Annotated in this window: 15 protein-coding genes; 10 read left to right on the plus strand and 5 right to left on the minus strand. The window is 60.0% G+C overall.

Going from position 1 to position 16536, the window contains the following annotated elements:
* Positions 1–61 precede the first annotated feature (61 nt).
* Complete coding sequence (gene sodC / locus MHM37_RS03025; RefSeq protein ID WP_239295810.1) at positions 62–592, plus strand: superoxide dismutase [Cu-Zn] SodC; 531 nt, start codon at positions 62–64, stop codon at positions 590–592.
* Positions 593–792: 200 nt separating this feature from the next.
* Complete coding sequence (locus MHM37_RS03030) at positions 793–2262, plus strand: carbon starvation protein A (protein WP_239295809.1); 1470 nt, start codon at positions 793–795, stop codon at positions 2260–2262.
* Between the two features lie 113 nt (positions 2263–2375).
* Here the strand turns inward: MHM37_RS03030 and bfr are convergent, their stop codons facing one another.
* From bfr to lptF, 5 genes are all read right to left on the minus strand, one after another.
* Complete coding sequence (gene bfr / locus MHM37_RS03035) at positions 2376–2861, minus strand: bacterioferritin (RefSeq protein WP_139528362.1); 486 nt, start codon at positions 2859–2861, stop codon at positions 2376–2378.
* 183 nt (positions 2862–3044) lie between these two features.
* Positions 3045–3251 carry a (2Fe-2S)-binding protein gene (locus tag MHM37_RS03040; protein WP_139528361.1) on the minus strand — a complete coding sequence of 69 codons (207 nt, stop codon included), beginning with the start codon at positions 3249–3251 and terminating at the stop codon, positions 3045–3047.
* Between the two features lie 157 nt (positions 3252–3408).
* Positions 3409–3882, minus strand: coding sequence for an RDD family protein (locus MHM37_RS03045; protein WP_230834473.1), 474 nt, complete (start codon positions 3880–3882; stop codon positions 3409–3411).
* A gap of 34 nt (positions 3883–3916) precedes the next feature.
* Positions 3917–4981, minus strand: coding sequence for an LPS export ABC transporter permease LptG (lptG, locus tag MHM37_RS03050; RefSeq protein ID WP_153843510.1), 1065 nt, complete (start codon positions 4979–4981; stop codon positions 3917–3919).
* Positions 4982–4986: 5 nt separating this feature from the next.
* Positions 4987–6066, minus strand: a complete 1080-nt coding sequence (gene lptF / locus MHM37_RS03055) for an LPS export ABC transporter permease LptF (RefSeq protein WP_139528359.1) — start codon at positions 6064–6066, stop codon at positions 4987–4989.
* A 134-nt stretch (positions 6067–6200) separates the two neighbouring features.
* Between lptF and MHM37_RS03060 the strand changes: the two genes are divergently transcribed.
* The 8 genes from MHM37_RS03060 to MHM37_RS03095 all read left to right on the plus strand — a co-directional run bounded on the left by MHM37_RS03060 (position 6201) and on the right by MHM37_RS03095 (position 16497).
* Positions 6201–7721: a leucyl aminopeptidase gene (locus MHM37_RS03060; RefSeq protein ID WP_153843480.1), complete on the plus strand. Its 1521-nt coding sequence runs from the start codon at positions 6201–6203 to the stop codon at positions 7719–7721.
* A gap of 154 nt (positions 7722–7875) precedes the next feature.
* On the plus strand, positions 7876–8997 hold the full coding sequence (locus MHM37_RS03065; protein WP_239295808.1) for a branched-chain amino acid aminotransferase: 1122 nt from the start codon (positions 7876–7878) through the stop codon (positions 8995–8997).
* Between the two features lie 80 nt (positions 8998–9077).
* Positions 9078–9509, plus strand: coding sequence for a DNA polymerase III subunit chi (locus MHM37_RS03070; RefSeq protein WP_153843478.1), 432 nt, complete (start codon positions 9078–9080; stop codon positions 9507–9509).
* A gap of 55 nt (positions 9510–9564) precedes the next feature.
* Positions 9565–10743 (plus strand): MFS transporter, encoded by a 1179-nt coding sequence (locus tag MHM37_RS03075; RefSeq protein WP_153843477.1) that lies wholly within the window; start codon positions 9565–9567, stop codon positions 10741–10743.
* Between the two features lie 74 nt (positions 10744–10817).
* Positions 10818–11597, plus strand: a complete 780-nt coding sequence (locus MHM37_RS03080; protein ID WP_153843476.1) for a SapC family protein — start codon at positions 10818–10820, stop codon at positions 11595–11597.
* Positions 11598–11631: 34 nt separating this feature from the next.
* Positions 11632–13059 (plus strand): TolC family protein, encoded by a 1428-nt coding sequence (locus MHM37_RS03085; protein WP_153843475.1) that lies wholly within the window; start codon positions 11632–11634, stop codon positions 13057–13059.
* Positions 13046–15184: a type I secretion system permease/ATPase gene (locus tag MHM37_RS03090; protein WP_153843474.1), complete on the plus strand. Its 2139-nt coding sequence runs from the start codon at positions 13046–13048 to the stop codon at positions 15182–15184. Before MHM37_RS03085 ends, MHM37_RS03090 begins: the two co-directional genes overlap by 14 nt.
* Positions 15181–16497 (plus strand): HlyD family type I secretion periplasmic adaptor subunit, encoded by a 1317-nt coding sequence (locus MHM37_RS03095; protein WP_153843473.1) that lies wholly within the window; start codon positions 15181–15183, stop codon positions 16495–16497. Before MHM37_RS03090 ends, MHM37_RS03095 begins: the two co-directional genes overlap by 4 nt.
* Positions 16498–16536 lie beyond the last annotated feature (39 nt).

A 16536-nucleotide genomic window follows, 5' to 3' on the forward strand; every position in this document is an offset into this window, starting at 1 on the left:
AGCTACCTTGAAAGAGTGCCCTGGAGCAGGGCTTCCATGGACAAGGAAAGGAGTAACCAAGATGCGCTATCTACTACCCCTCACCGGTATCGCGGCGAGTATGCTATTGGCCACGGCGGCTTACGCCAACGAGTCGTTGGATGTCGAGATGCATAAGGTCAGCGCCGATGGAGTGGAGGAGTCCATCGGCACGGTGGCCATCGAGCATACCGAGCATGGCGTGCTGCTCACCCCTTCGTTAACCGGCCTGGAACCAGGCGTTTATGGCTTTCACGTTCACCAAAACGCCAGCTGTGAGCCCGCTGAAAACGACAGCGGTGAAATGACCGCTGCGCTCTCGGCCGGCGGCCACTACGACCCCGAAGAGACCGGCACCCACCAAGGCCCCTACGGTGACGGCCACTTGGGCGACCTACCGGTGCTGACCGTGAATGAGGATGGCGACAACCTGCCGGTACTAGCCCCACGCTTGAGCATGGAAGACATGCCAGGCCGCAGCCTAATGATTCACGCCGGTGGCGACACCTACGCTGATGAACCCCACCTGGGCGGCGGCGGCGCCCGTATGGCTTGCGGCGTTGTCTCCTCTTAACCCTCAATTTGATGGCATTTTCACTTCGGGCAGCCAAACGGTTGCCCGTTTTTCTTTGTTAATCAGCCACTAAAGTCGTAGACCACTAAAGTCGTAAAGCACTAACCGGTACGTCTCTGTACATTCACCCCGGCTAAATAAGCGCGGCTTGCTGCCTAGCCGTTCGCTTGACACCCTCCCTGACCCGTTGAGTGCTTTCTATGATTACGTTCATTTTCTCGATAGTGCTATTAGTCGTGGGTTACTTTACCTACGGCAAGTTCGTCGAGCGCGTGTTTGTCGCCGACCGTAAGCGTCAAACACCGGCGTTCAGTATGCGCGACGACATCGACTATGTACCGATGAATACCACGCGCAACTCGCTCATTCAGCTGCTGAACATTGCCGGGGTAGGCCCCATTTTCGGCCCTATCCTGGGGGCGCTCTATGGCCCGGTGGCGTTTGTATGGATCGTGATTGGCTGCATTTTCGCAGGTGCGGTTCACGACTACCTGACCGGCATGATCTCCATTCGCAACCACGGTGCTCACCTTCCCCAACTGGCGGGTAAGTTCCTGGGCAAAACGATGAAGCACGTGGTCAACGGCTTTGCGATCTTGTTACTGCTGTTGGTGGGCACCGTGTTCGTCACGTCGCCTGCGGCGCTGTTGGCCAACATGACATCGCTATCGCTGACACTGATCATCCTGGCGATTTTTGCTTACTACCTGATCGCAACGCTACTGCCCATCGATAAAGTGATTGGGCGTATTTATCCCTACTTCGGAGCACTTTTGCTGTTTAGCGCCGCAGGCATCGGCATTGGCTTGGTCGTCACGGGCGCGCCGATCCCTGAGCTGTCATTCCAGAACATGCACCCGGATAGCGCACCGATCTTCCCACTGCTGTTCTTGACCATTTCCTGCGGTGCGCTGTCCGGCTTCCACGCCACCCAAACGCCGATCATTTCGCGCATCACTGAAAACGAAACCAACGGCCGTAAGATTTTTTACGGCATGATGATTGCCGAAGGCGTGATTGCCATGATTTGGGCGGCGGCCGCCATGAGTCTTTTCCAGGGCGAGCAGTCGTTGTCTGACGTGTTGGCGGCAGGCGGCCCGGCCGCTGTGGTCAGCGAAGTCTCGACCACCATGCTGGGCGCCGTTGGTGGCACCCTGGCCGTGCTGGGTGTCATTGTGCTGCCCATCACCTCCGGCGATACCGCCTTCCGCAGCGCTCGGATGATTATTGCCGACTATTTGAAAGTAGAGCAGAAGCCTATCGTTAAGCGCATCCTGATTGCGCTGCCGCTGTTTGTGGCGTCTTACGCGCTCACCCATATGGACTTCACGCTGCTGTGGCGCTACTTCTCCTGGGCCAACCAAACCACCGCCGTGATCGCGCTCTGGACAGGCACCATGTACCTTGTGCTCTCGCGTAAGCCGTACCTGATCACGTCCATCCCAGCGGTCTTCATGACCATGGCAACCTTCACTTACCTGGCCTATGCACCGATTGGCTTTAATCTGCCGCTGCAAACCAGCTATATCGTCGCCGCCCTTGGCACGCTGGTCTGTATCGCGCTGTTTATGAAACGGGTACGCCGCCTGAGCCGCGCCACGTTTAGCGTGGATGAGCCGGTGCCTGGTGCGCTGGATCAAGACGCTACGCTGGCCACGAGCAGTCGATAAATATCAGGTCAACACTTTGCATTGAAACGCAAAACGGGCAGCCCCAAGGGGCTGCCCGTTTTGTATTAGCTAGCGCTCGGCGCTTAATCGCCTACTGCCAAGCGGACGACGTCTTACTCTTCGTCAGTGGCCAGTGCCATATGTTTTTGCAGGTAGTTTTGGATACCGACCTGATCGATGAGTTGCAGCTGGGTTTCGATGTGATCGATGTGACCCTCTTCGTCGGCCAGCAGATCGCGAAGCAAATCGCGGGTCACGTAGTCCTTGACGCTCTCACAGTAGGTGATGGCCTCAATGTAGTCGTTGCGGCCGTCGTGCTCGATCTTCAAATCGCACTCGAGCATCTCTTTGACGTTTTCACCGATATGCAGCTTGCCGAGATCTTGAAGGTTCGGGATACCTTCCAAAAACAGAATGCGCTCGATCAGCTTATCGGCGTGCTGCATCTCTTCGATGGATTCATCATACTCCCATTTAGCAAGTACTTTGAGGCCCCAGTCTTTGTACATTTTGGCGTGCAAAAAGTACTGGTTGATCGCCACGAGCTCGTTGCCAAGCGCGATATTGAGATGCTGAATTACTTTCGGATCGCCTTTCATGCCGTCACCTTTTTAGCGTATTGATCAATAACGTACTGTTTTGCAGCGTACTCTTACATTAATCAAGGAGTATAGGCCATAAAAAGGCTAACTCCCAATGCTGTCGAGAGTATCAGTCGTGACGACAAAAATTCAAGCAAATCAGTTATTTGCTAACGATAAGTCTAACAAGAGTGATTCGCGTCATACGGCGTAAGCGAGACTCATATCAGACTCGGCGCGTACGGCCTGAACGGCCTCGCGGGTGAGGGATTTGGCGAAGCAGGCGCATTTACCACACTGGGTGCCGCAGCCAGTGGCTTCGCGCACTTCTCGCCAGCTGCGCGCTCCATCGCTAATCTGCTGGCGAATCTGATGATCGGTTACTCCCTTGCACACACACACGTACATGGCGACACCTCATAAAAATCATGAGATGAATGTAAATGATTCGCATACATCTTTTCAAGTAGAAAACGTTGTTCTTTAGTATCGATTCGCCTTAAGCCCATTGAGACATACGATAACCCGTTGACGGGTGAGCTATTTTCAATAAAAACGCCCAAAATTATTTTTTCGGAAGCACCACGGTTTCGGTCTTGGATGCAATGTCTGGCCAGCTTCTACGCTGCCCATCGAACAGCACCCACCAATAGCCGATACCGAAGGCCGCCAAGGACAGCCAGGCCGTCGCGCAGCGTATCAGGCTCTGCTTTAACGTGATCGCATGGCCATCCAGCGTTTGCACCCGCAGCCGCCACGCCTGCATACCTAGCGTCATCCCTCCTCGACGCCAGGAGTAGACGAAGAACAGCGTCACGAAAAACAGCAGCATGAGCCGCAGGCTCCAGATGTCGAAGGCCGTGGTACCGATCTCTTCTGCCGTTTGACCCAGCACGAAGCGGAAAAAGGCCAAGTGAGCCACGGTGACGGCGATCCAGATGGCCGTCACCAAAAAACCGTCGTACAGCATGGCGCCCAATCGGCGACCTATGCCGGCGGGCCAAACGTCATCCAACTGGGTAAAACGTCGCGTCGTCACTGCTCTATTCTCCTGATGTGCGTCTGCGCGGCCTTTAGCCATTTCGGCGCAAGAAATAGATGCCCACCGCGGCACAGGCAAGAGTCGGCACCAGCACCGCCCAGACAGGGGAAAAGCCAAAGATGGTCGACGCCGGGGCGAGCAAATCCTGCACGTACTTGAACACCAGACCGGTCACTACGCCATAAAAAACCCGCGTACCCGCTGCCACCGAGCGCAGTGGCCCAAACACGAACGAGGCGGCAATCAGCACGAGCGACCCCATGGTGAGCGGCATCAATACCTTTTGCCAGAAATAGAGCAGCGGCTGGTCTGCCTGAAGGTTCTGGCTTTGGAGGAAATTGGCGTAGGCCCATAGCTCGCTGGGCGCCTGGCTTTCGATGTCACGTAGCAGCCGCTCCAACTGGGTCGGGGTGAGCGCCGTTTCCCATGCCGCACTCGGTTGATACGCCGACTCCGTGCGGTTATCGAAAATACGTGTCATGGTCACGCCTTCCAATTGCCATGCCCCCTCCTCCCAGTGGGCACGATTGGCATGGGTCGCTTCGATGAGACGGCGCTCGTCGAAGCGGTAGCGGGTTAAGTCCAGCACCACGTTATCCGCTCGAATGGCCCCAAAGCGGTAGACGCTATCGCCTTCGAACTGCCAGCCACTGCGGGTAGTCAGCATGGCGCCCTCGCCTTGGCGCTGCTCCAATCGCCACGCTTCGGCATACTGCTCGGTTTTGGGGCTAACGAACTCCGCTACTAGCAGCACCACGATGACCACTAGCAGCACGGGCTTCATCACGCCCCAAACGATGCGCGCCAGCGAGCGGCCAGCAGCGCGCATGACCGTCAGTTCGTTGCTGGAGGCCATGCTGCCCAAGCCAATGAGTGCGCCAATCAGCACGGCGACCGGCGCGTACTGGTAAAAGCGCCATGGGAGTCGCATCCCCAAGTAGAGCAACACGTCCAGCGCGCTGTAGTCGCCCTGGGTGTCCCCTAAGTCACCGATATAGGCAATGGTGATATCAAGCCCCAGCAGCACGAACTGCACCACCACGATGGCAGCCAGGACGTTGCGGGCGATATAGCGATCCATTCGATCCATGGCGATCAGCATTAGCGCATTCCCTTTCGTTGCGAGTGCCACAGCAGCAGCACACCGAGCCCCAAGAACAGCGCATGCACCGGCCAAACACCCAGCGCCACGGCCAGAGAACCACTCCCAATCGCATCGACAGCGGCAAGCAGTAAACTCAAATAGGCAACGTATAGAAACACAGCGGGCAACAGTTTTGCGAAGCGCCCTTGCCGTGGGTTTACCCGTGACAGCGGCTGGGCCAACAGCGCTAAGATGAAGACCATGAGCGGCAACCCTGCCCGCCACTGAAATTGTGCCTGAGCGCGTGGATCGGGATCTTGCCACAGCTCGGCGGTCGTGGCGTACTCCAACGAATCCAGCTCCTGGCGATCTCGGCTAAGTCCCAAACGCAGCGTGTAGCGCTCGAAGGTCAAACGCTCGGCATCCTGGCGTCCGGGCGTTACGCCGTAGCGTTCGCCGTCTTCCAAAATGAGAAAACGGCTGCCGGTATCGACGTTCGTTTCCTGGTAGCCCGATCCCGCGCGCGTGATGTAGCTATGCGTTTTTTCTGCCCCCGCCATGGGCTGCTCGTGCACCAGCACTTCCTGCATTTGAGTGCCGTCGCTGCTGAAATCGGTAATGTAAGCCGTGCGCCCTCCGCCAAAATCCTGGAAGCGCCCTGGCGCGAGCACCGATACGTCCAAACGGCTGCGCTGCTCTTCCAGGGTCGCCTCGGTTTGCAGTGCCCCCGCAGGCGTCAACCATAGGCTGCAAAGACCGACCAGCACGGCCACTACCGTAGCGGGTAGTAGCGTCACGCGAAACAGCCGCGTCGGACTCATGCCACACGCCACCATCACGGTAATTTCGCTGTTCATATAGAGCTGCCCATAGGCCAACAGAATGCCGAGAAAAAACGACAGCGGCAGGATCAGCTCCATGAAGCCGGGCAAGTGAAACAGCATCAGGCTGCCGAGTATCGTGACCGGGAAATCCCCCTCGGCAGCATCCGAAAAATAGCGGATAAAGCGGCTGCCCATAATCACCAGCAGCAGGATGCCCGCCACGGCAGACATGGTCAGTAACACTTCACGAGTTAAGTACCGGAATAGAATCAACGCGCTCTCCGACTAGTGGTGCAGGTGGCCATGCAATGCGCCCATGGCTTGGGTACACTAATCAAACTGGTAGCAAACACTAAATAACGGGGCATTATCCCGAATCACTCGTTGCTTGTCTTGTTGGAGACGTCATGGAATTTTCCGTTCAGACCGCAAACCCCGCCAAAGCCGAAACGGCTTGCCTCGTTCTCCCTGTCTATAAAGGTAGCGACTTACTGCCTGCCGTGGCCAAATTAGACGACGCCAGCGAGCGCTTGATCGGCCAACTGTTGGAGCGCGGCGACTTCGACGCCGCACTGGGTAACGTGCAGCTCGTGCCGTTTGCACCGGGGCTAGGGGCGGAGCGTATTCTGCTGGTGGGTTTGGGTGAGCGCGATAAATGCCAGGAAGCCGCTTTTATTAAAGCCCTCGACACCGCCATGGCAGCGCTGATCAAACTGCCCGTCGACGAAGCCAGCGTCACCTTTACCGACGTACTGATCGATGATCGAGACGCCGTTTGGAAAGCGCGCAAGACCCTCGAGGCCGCCGAGCGTGCTATTTACCGCTTCGATCAGTTCAAGTCGTCGCCAGCCAAAGCGCCGAGCCTGGCCAAACTGACGCTGATCGTCAGCGATGCCAATGATGCGCCGCTCGCCAAACAGGGGGCCGCACTCGGCATTGCCATTGGCCAAGGCATCAACGTCACCCGTACGCTGGGCAATCTGCCGGGCAATGTATGTACGCCGCGCTACCTCGCCGAGCAGGCCCAAGCGCTGGGACGCGATTCCCAAGGCGCGCTGGCCGTCGACATCCTAGACGAAGAGGCACTTGAAGCCCTTGGCGCCCACTCGCTGCTATCCGTTGGCCGCGGCAGCGCCGAGCCGTCGCGCCTCATCGTGATGAAGTACCAGGGCGCCGACGACCCCGATGAAGCGCCCCATGTATTGATCGGTAAAGGCATCACGTTCGATACCGGCGGTATTTCGCTGAAGCCCGGCGAGGGCATGGATGAGATGAAATTCGATATGGGCGGCGCGGCCAGCGTGTTTGGCACGGTCAACGCCATATTGGCGATCAAGCCCAAGCTCAACGCCGTGTTCATCGTCGCCGCTGCCGAAAACATGCCCGACGGCGCCGCTACCAAGCCGGGCGATATCATCAAGACCCTCAAGGGCCTGACGGTCGAAGTGCTCAACACCGATGCCGAAGGCCGTTTGGTACTGTGCGATGCCCTCACCTACGCCGAGCGATTCACCCCCGCCAGCGTGGTGGATATCGCCACCTTGACGGGTGCGGCCATTATTGCCCTGGGCCACCACGCCACCGGCCTGCTCTCCAACGACGACGATCTCGCCCTCGACTTGTTAGAGGCCGGTGAAGTCGCCTGGGACCGGGCATGGCATCTGCCACTGTGGGATGAGTACCAGGAGCAGTTGGACTCCAACTTCGCCGATTTGGCCAACATCGGTGGCCGACCGGCCGGCACCATCACCGCGGCGTGTTTCCTATCGCGCTTTGCCGACCACTTCCCCTGGGCGCACCTGGATATCGCAGGTACGGCGTGGCACTCCGGCAAGCAGAAAGGCGCCACCGGCCGCCCAGTGGGCCTGCTCACCCAGTATCTGCTGGACCGTGAAGCCGACGCCCAAGTCGAAAATGGCGAGGCCTAATCCCACAAACCGGCCAACAATGGTTGCCTTTCGTTGACGCAACCGTTAAACCTGAACGCATGAGCGTGTGCCCTGGATAGGCTGGCACACGCTGTCCAAACGATACGCTTAATAGATGCCCTTCGGGGCTTGGCTCTAGCGGAGAGAACACGCCGTGCCCACAGCTTCAGATGCCCAGTTAGAAACACGCTTTGAGATCCTGCCGACCAACCAGCCGATGGCCGATGAGATCCGCGACAACGTTCTGCAAAATCCAGGTTTCGGTAAACATTTCACCGACCATATGGCCCACGTGCGCTGGACCGTCGATGCCGATTGGCACGGCCACCAAGTGCGCCCCTACGGCCCACTGACCCTCGACCCCGCCGCTTCCGTGCTGCACTACGGCCAGGAAATTTTCGAGGGTATCAAAGCATATCGCCATGCCGACGGCTCGATTTGGACCTTCCGCCCCGAGAAGAACGCCGAGCGTTTCCGCCGTAGCGCCCGCCGCTTAGCGCTGCCCGAGCTGTCGGATGACGATTTCATCGGCTCACTGAAAGCGCTGCTGGCGCAAGACCACGCCTGGGTGCCCACGCCCGCCAGCGACGCCGACGAGTGCAGCCTCTACCTACGCCCGTTCATGATCGCCTCCGAGGCTTTCCTTGGCGTACGCCCAGCTCATGAAGTCGACTACTACGTGATCGCCTCCCCGGCGGCCGCCTATTTCAAAGGCGGCATCGAGCCGGTCTCCATCTGGCTCTCCTCCCACTACAAACGTGCGGCCCCCGGCGGCACTGGCTTTGCCAAGTGCGGGGGCAACTACGCCGCCTCGCTGGCCGCCCAAAAAGAGGCCGCCGCCAACGGCTGCAGCCAGGTTGCCTTCCTCGACGCTGCAGAAAACAAGTGGATCGAAGAGCTGGGCGGCATGAACCTGTTCTTCGTTTACAAAGACGGCCGCATCGTCACACCGCGCCTGACCGATACCATTCTGGAAGGCGTGACGCGTAATTCCGTCCTGACCCTGGCCAAAGACGCGGGACTGACACCGGAAGAGCGCGCCATCAGCATCGACGAGTGGCGCGAAGGTGCCGCCTCTGGAGAGATTACCGAAGTCTTCGCCTGTGGCACGGCAGCGGTCATCACGCCGGTGGGTGAGCTGGTCACGGAGAACGAGCGCATTCGTTTGCAGGGCAATGGCAACAATGAAGTGGCCAAACGCATCCGCAAGACGTTGCTCGACCTTCAATACGGCCGCAGTGATGACAAGTACGGCTGGCTGACCCGCTTGGTATAATCCCCTAGCGTTACAAACCTAGCCGCCACTCGCACCGTGGCGGCTAGGTTGCCAGGCGCGTTGACACCGCTGGAGCCACCATGGCACGCATCGATTTTTATATTCTGCCCGACACCACCCTAGAAGCCCGCCTGCAGTTCGCCTGTAAGCTCGCCGAGACCATCCACCGCAAGGGCTATCGGCTGCACCTGCACTGCGAAGACAAAGCGCTGGCCGAGCAGGCCGACGACGCTCTGTGGCAGTTCCGCGAGGACGCCTACCTTCCCCATGCGCTGGAAGACAGCGACTTGGCTGACAGCGTGCCCATTACCCTTGGCTGGCAAACCCTGCCCAGCCCGCAGGCAGACACCGCCCTGCTGAATCTTCACCCTGACATTCCCGATGGGGTCGAGCGTTACGCCCGCGTCGCGGAAATCATCAACCAGCACCAGCAGGTACTGGTCGCCAAGCGTGCCTGCTGGCAACGCTACAAGGCGCTGGGGCATGAGGTCGTGCCGCATAAATTGGGATAAGTGTCCAACGACTTGAAAGCCCTCCATAACAACAACTCAATGGATGAGACGGCCGATGCTTTCCCATACCTTGTTAGCCCGCACGCCGCTAGCGGTCATCGTCATTGCCCAACTGTTTGGCACCTCGCTATGGTTTAGCGTTAACGGCGTTGGCTTAGCGCTGCAGGAAGCCGTGGGCCTTAGCGAAAGCGACCTCGGGCTGCTTACTATCGCTGTGCAGGCGGGGTTTATTACCGGCACCCTGCTGATTGCGACCACGGGCTTGGCCGACCGAGTGCGCGCCAGCCACCTGTTTGCGATGTCTGCCGTACTCGGCGCGCTGATCAACGCGGCGTTCATCAGCGTGGCGGATAACGTCACGTTGGCGGCAGGGGCTCGCTTTTTGGTCGGGCTTTGTCTTGCGGGCATCTATCCGCTGGGCATGAAGCTAGTGGTGAGCTGGACGCCCACCCACGCAGGCTCGACGCTTGGCTGGTTGGTCGGCATGCTCACCCTTGGCATTGCTTCGCCGCACCTGCTGCGCGGGCTCACCCTGCATCTTCCCTGGCAGTGGCCACTGCTATTGGCCTCTGCCCTTGCTCTTCTGGCAGCGCTGATGATTTTCCAACTAGGCGTGGGGCCACATCTGCCTGCCAAGGCCAACGGCGGGCGACCTTGGGCGGGGCTTGCCGCATTCAAAGAGAAGAACTTCCGCGCCGCCGCGCTGGGCTACTTCGGCCACTGCTGGGAGCTTTACGCCCTCTGGGCGCTGGTGCCCTTTTTAGTCACCAGGGAGTTGGAGCGCTTGGGCGCGGCCCCTGGCTTGCAGCCGTGGCTAAGCTTCGCGGTCATCGCCTTGGGGCTTCCCGGCTGCGTGATGGCAGGCCGGTGGAGCCGACGCATCGGTAGCGCACGGGTCGCGTTTATCGCACTGGCGGTCTCTGGCACGCTGTGCCTTGCCTATCCGCTGCTAGGCGGCCTGTCGCCCTGGCTGCTGTTGGCCCTGCTTGCCCTCTGGGGCGTGAGCGTGATCGCCGACTCAGCGCAGTTCTCTGCCCTGGCGTCTGCCAGCGCACCGCCGGAGCGACTGGGCGCCGCGCTGGCCATGATGAATGCGATTGGCTTTGGCCTGACGATTCCCTCCATTGCGCTGGTCACGGCACTATGGGCCAACCAGGGGCCTTTGGTGATTTGGTGGCTGCTGCCTGGGCCGATCATTGGCCTCATCACGATGCGTAGACTGATCACCCGCTGACGGTAGAAGCGACGTTTGGTAAGGTGCCTTACCGTTTATTACCCCTCAACGCCCGATCACAGAAGGTTGTCGCCATGAATCACGCTGCCCAGTGGGTGCCGCTCAACCCAGAGCACCACGGCGGTTTAATGTGGCAGCGTTTTACCGCCTACCACTTTGCGCAAACCACTACCCAAGTCGCATTGGCAGACGCTGAGCTGCGCCATGCGGCGGCTAACTTTCCCATCGCGCTGGCGGACACGGGCGCAGGTTGGCAGGCTGTTGCGCTGCTGGGACTGGAAGATGGCCAGAACCTTCTGGTGGATGACCAAGGCCGCTTTCGGGCCGCCTACGTGCCTGCCGCGCTGCGCAGCCACCCGTTTGGGCTGCACCCTGACTATCCCGGTAGACTGTGCATCGACCAGCACTCGCCCTATGTCGTCGAGCGCCTGGATGCCGAGCCTTTTTTCAACCAGCACGGGGAGCTTGCCCGCTTTCCCGCCCAAGTGCTGGCATTTCTACAGCAGCGTGAGCAAGGCTGTCAGCGGCTTTCCACGCGTATTACCGCGCTATCCAAGTCGGCACTGCTGACGCCCTGGCAGCCCCACGGCTATCAAGGCAGCACACCGCTGTATCAAATCGACGAGCGCGCTTGGCAGGCCCTTTCTGCCAAACAAATAGGGCTTTTCTGGCAATTGGGCGCCGTTCCTTTGGTGTACGCTCTGTTGCAATCGCAACAGCAGCTTGGCCGTTTGCAGCTCTATCGGCAACGCAAGGCGACGGCAGAGCCTTCGACGCACTCCTCAGACCCCCTTGCCCAATGGCAAGAAGCGCTGAGCAGCGAAGCCGAATATGACTGGCCGAGCGCTACCTAAACGCGCTAAGTACCGATGCTCTTCAGGAACGATAATGAATGTGAACGTAACCAGGTCGCTCATACTCGGCCTACTGCTGGTCAGCCCCCCACTGATGGCGCAACCCGTGCTGGAGGAGCCACTGGCCGAGACGGCCGCCTTGCCCGCTTCCTCTCTGGATGGCCCGGCGTTTTCGCCCGAGCTCCAAGAGCTCCTCGACCGCTTGCGATGGCAAGCCAGTGAGGCGACAGGCAGTTCTATGGCGCTGATCGCGTTACGTGAAAAAATTCAGCAAGCCATCGAGCAGCAGCCCGGCATTCTGGCTCAGCGCTCTCGAGAGCGGGAATCCGTGCTGCGCATTGACGAAGTGCGCGCGGTGCGCCGCCCGCAGGTGAACGCAGGCCTCGAGTACCGCAACGACCTCCAGCGTACTGAATCACTGCCCGATCGCGGCTCGCGCGTCGATGCCGTGGTCACGCTGAGCCAGCTACTGCTGGATTTCGGCGCGAGTCGCGAACGCGTTCGCGCCGCCGATCTCAGCGCAGAAGCGGCGTTTTGGCAGTCCCAGTCTAGCGTTGAAGAGGAAGTCCTCTACGCGGTGAACGCTTACCTGGATGTGGCCCGCTTGACCGCCCAGCGCCAACTGGCCGAGCATAATCTTGAGCAGCATCAGCGTATTTTTGAAGACGTGAGCCTACGCCGTGAGGCGGGCGCTGGCTCGCGGGCCGACGTACTGCGCGCGCAAAGCCGATTGAGCGACGCCGAATCACGCTTGGTCACACTGGAGGGCGAGCTGGCCCGAGCGATCAACGTGTATCAGGAAGCGTTTTTCTCCACGCCGGATGTACTCGCGCTGCCCCAGGGTGCCGCGCTATTGAGCGATGCCAACGCAGACCGCCTGTTGGACAGAGCGCTGGCGAAAAACGCCGCGCTGCGCAGCCAAACGCTCACCAGTGAAGCCAGCGATGCCGAGGCCCAGGCCACCCGTAATGCCCGCCTGCCCAGCCTAAGCGTGGCGGTCGAGGGCCGTCAGTTCGATGTGAACGATTTCAACGAATCCGATAACGACGTCGCGCTACTTTTCAATGTCGACTACACCCCCTACAGCGGCGGCGCCACCTCCTCGCGGGTTGCTCAAGCGGTCGAACGCCAGCAGCAGAGCCAGTACGAGCAGCAAGCGCTGCGCCGTGAGTTAGAGCGCGAAGTCCGCTCGGCCTACACCGATACCCGCACCCGTCGTGCGGAGCTGGAAGCGCAAACCGCCACGCTCGCCGCCGAAGAGGAGGCCCTACTGGCCTATCGCGAGCAGTTTGCCGTTGGCCGCAGCAGCATCAACGACTTGCTCGACGCCCAGCGCGACTTATTTCAAACCGCGCTGGAGCTGATCAACCGCCGGGTGCGCTGGGAACAGGCCGCTTTCCAGCAGCTCGCGGTCACTGGTGAACTGCTGGATGTGATGGAGATTCACCTTGAACGCCGCTAACCCCTATCAGGACGATCTAGAGCAGTGCTTGACCTTCGTGGCCGCCCATCTAGCGCTGCCCGTTTCCGAAGCTGCCGTGCGTGCTCACCGAGTAGGCAACGAATCCCCACTGACACCTGATGGCTTCATTGATGCCGCCGAACGCCATGGCATGGTCGCCGCACTGGGCGAGCATCCTCTCGCCACGCTGGGTAACTCCCTGCTGCCTGCAGTGGCGCTGCTGAAAAATGGCCGCGCGGTGGTCCTCATCGAGCGTATCGATGACAATCGCTTCGCGCTGTTTGATCCGGCCCTGGGTAAACAGCCCGTCGAAACCCATGTAAGCGCCCTTGAAGAGGCGTATATCGGCCACCTGATTGCCGTACGCGCCCGCTACCGTCCGGTCAGTTTGAATAGCGAACCGGCCATTCAAGGCGGCCACTGGTTCTGGAGTGCGCTCTCCTCGAATCGCTGGGTGTATACCCAAGTGGTGATTGCCGCCGCGCTCACCAACTTTTTAGGCCTGGCCACGTCGCTGTTCATCATGGTGGTGTATGACCGCGTACTACCCAATGAAGCGGTTGAATCGCTGGTGGCGCTCACCATCGGTGTGAGTATCGCCCTGCTGTTCGATTTTGCGGTAAAAACCCTGCGTCAGCTGTTTATCGAACGGGCTGGCCAGGAAGCAGACTTACGCATGGGGCGGCGTATCTTTGATCACGTGCTCAACCTGCAAATGAGTGCCAAGCGCGGCTCCACCGGCGGCTTTGCCAATACCCTCAGAGAGTTCGAGACGCTGCGCGATTTCTTCGCCTCGGCGTCGCTGGTCGCCATCGTCGATCTACCGTTCATCCTGCTATTCATTGGCGTGATTTATCTGATCGGCGGGCCGCTGGCCCTCATCCCGATGATCGCCGTTCCCCTCGTATTGCTGATCGGCATTGCTGTTCAGCCGTTTCTCAAACGTCTTTCTGGTCAAGCCTTTGAAGAGAGCCGCTCCAAGCAGGGCGTGTTGATCGAGGCCGTTGCGGGCTTGGAGACCATCAAGGCCAGCGGCGCAGCACCGATGATTCGCAAACGTTGGGAAGAGAGCGTGCACCAGCAGTCGACTGTAGGGCGTCAAGGTCGCGCGATTCAGCAGTTCGCCCTCAACGCCACCGCCTTTGCCCAGCAGGCCGCCCAGGTGAGCATCGTGGTGTACGGGGTCTTTCTGGTGGGCGCTGGCACGATCTCCATGGGGGCCATGATTGCCTGCGTCATTCTCACTGGGCGCGCGCTGGCGCCGCTGGCACAGCTGGCGCAAACCATGACCCGCATCAACCAAGCGCGTACCTCCTACCGCGCGCTCGACCAGCTGATGAACATGCCCTCCGAGCGCCCGGCAGGCCGCCACTACCTCAGCCGTCCCACGCTGGAAGGCAAGCTGCGCCTGCAGGACGTCAGCTTCCGTTACCCCGAGCAAACCACCGCTGCGCTGGCAAATATCAACCTGACCATCGAGCCCGGCGAGAAAGTCGCCCTGCTTGGCCGCGTCGGCTCCGGCAAGAGTACGCTGGCACGTCTGCTGCTGGGCATTTACCCACCGGAACAGGGTGCCGTGCTGGTCGACGATACCGACCTTCGCCAAATCGACCCTGCGGATTTACGCCACAACATTGGCAGCGTTCTACAAGAAGCCTGGCTCTTCTCCGGCACCGTGCGGCAAAACATTGCCATTGGAGCCCACCACCCCACCGATGAGCAGATTCTCAACGCCGCGAAACTTGCCGGAGCCCATGACTTCATTGCCCGCCACCCGAAAGGCTACGACATGCCAATTGGCGAGCGCGGCGAGGGACTTTCCGGCGGTCAGCGCCAGCTGATCTGTCTGGCCAGAGCCCTGCTGGGCGCGCCGCCCATTCTACTGATGGATGAGCCCACCAGCGCCATGGACATCCAAACCGAAAAAGAGGTCATTGCGCGCTTGAAAGCCGCGAGCACAGCACAAACGCTGGTGGTGGTCACCCACCGTACCAGCCTGTTGGAGCTGGTGGATCGCGTGGTCATTCTCGACCAGGGCCAGATCGTGGCCGACGGCCCCAAAGCTCAGGTCATGCGCCCTGTGGAAGCCGCCCCCCACCGTTCGCGTGAAGGAACTACTCAGTGAATCGTCCTACTTCTCAACTGGATTTCGAGCACTTCGTACGCCATGGACGTGCCAAGCGTCCCATCGGCAGTAGCCTACTTCTGCTCACGATCATCGCGTTTCTGCTGATTGGTTTCATTTGGGCGTATCTCACGGAAGTCGATGAAGTCACCCGCGGCCAGGGCAAAGTCGTGCCCTCACGCAGCTTGCAAGTGGTCGAAAGTCTGGAGGGCGGCGTGGTCACGGAGATCAACGTGCGCCGGGGCGATACGGTCGCCCAAGGCGATACGCTCATGGTGCTCAGCGGTGGTACGCTCGAGGGTGACTACGAGGAAAGCCTCCAGCGCCTGCGTTCGCTCCAGCTGCGTATCCAGCGCTTAGAGGCCGAAATCAACCAGACGCCGCTGGCGCTGGATGACGCTCTGAGCCAAGCCGCCCCCAGCGTGGCCGCCAGTGAAACGCGGCTTTTTCATGGCCGCCAACTAGAGCTAAACGCAGAGCTACAGGTGCTGGAGCAGCAGGGCTACCAGCGGCGCCAAGAGACAGCGGAGCTGGAAGCCGCCCTTAGCACGGCACGCTCAGGCGTCCAGCTAGCCGAGCAGGAGCTGGCGATCATCCAACCGCTGGCCCAGCGCGGCATCGAACCGGAAACCTCGCTACTGCGGGTACGCCAATCGCTCAACGAGCTGCGGGGTGAAGTGGCCCGTCAGCAGAGCGCAGTGGCGCGCGCCGAGGCGTCCATTGCGGAAATCGAAGATCGCAAAGTGGCGGCACGCAACGCCTTCGAGGCCGATGCGTTAGCCCAGCTGGCCGAAGCGACCTCCCACGTCGCTGAGCTGCAAAAAACCCTGCCGGGACGCGCGGACCAAGTCGCCCGCACCACGATTCGCTCGCCGGTAGACGGCGTGGTCAATCAAGTACACATCAGTACGGTGGGCGGCGTGGCAGGCTCTGGCGAGCCGCTGGTGGAAGTAGTGCCCGCCGACGATGCGCTGGTGGTAGAAGCGCATATTCGTCCGTCCGATATCGCCTTTCTCTACCCCGGCCAGCCGGTCAAAGTAAAATTGACCGCCTACGATTTTGCCCGCTACGGCGGCTTGGACGGCGAGTTGGTCACCATCGCCGCCGACGCGGTAGAAATGCCGGAAAGCGGCGAGCTGATGTACCCCGTGGAAGTGCGTACCGACGGTTATCTCTACGACGCCGATAACCAGCCGTTGGATATCATGCCCGGCATGGTGGCAGAGATCGACATTCTCAGCGGCAAGCGCAGCGTGTTGGATTACCTGATGGAGCCGGTGGTAAAAGTTCGCGACCGCGCCCTGCGCGACTGATCACCGCATCGAGCGCCCATACGAGCAAAGCGCAACGCC

The organism is Halomonas sp. MMH1-48, from assembly GCF_022348105.1.
In the GTDB taxonomy this organism is placed as follows: domain Bacteria; phylum Pseudomonadota; class Gammaproteobacteria; order Pseudomonadales; family Halomonadaceae; genus Vreelandella; species Vreelandella piezotolerans.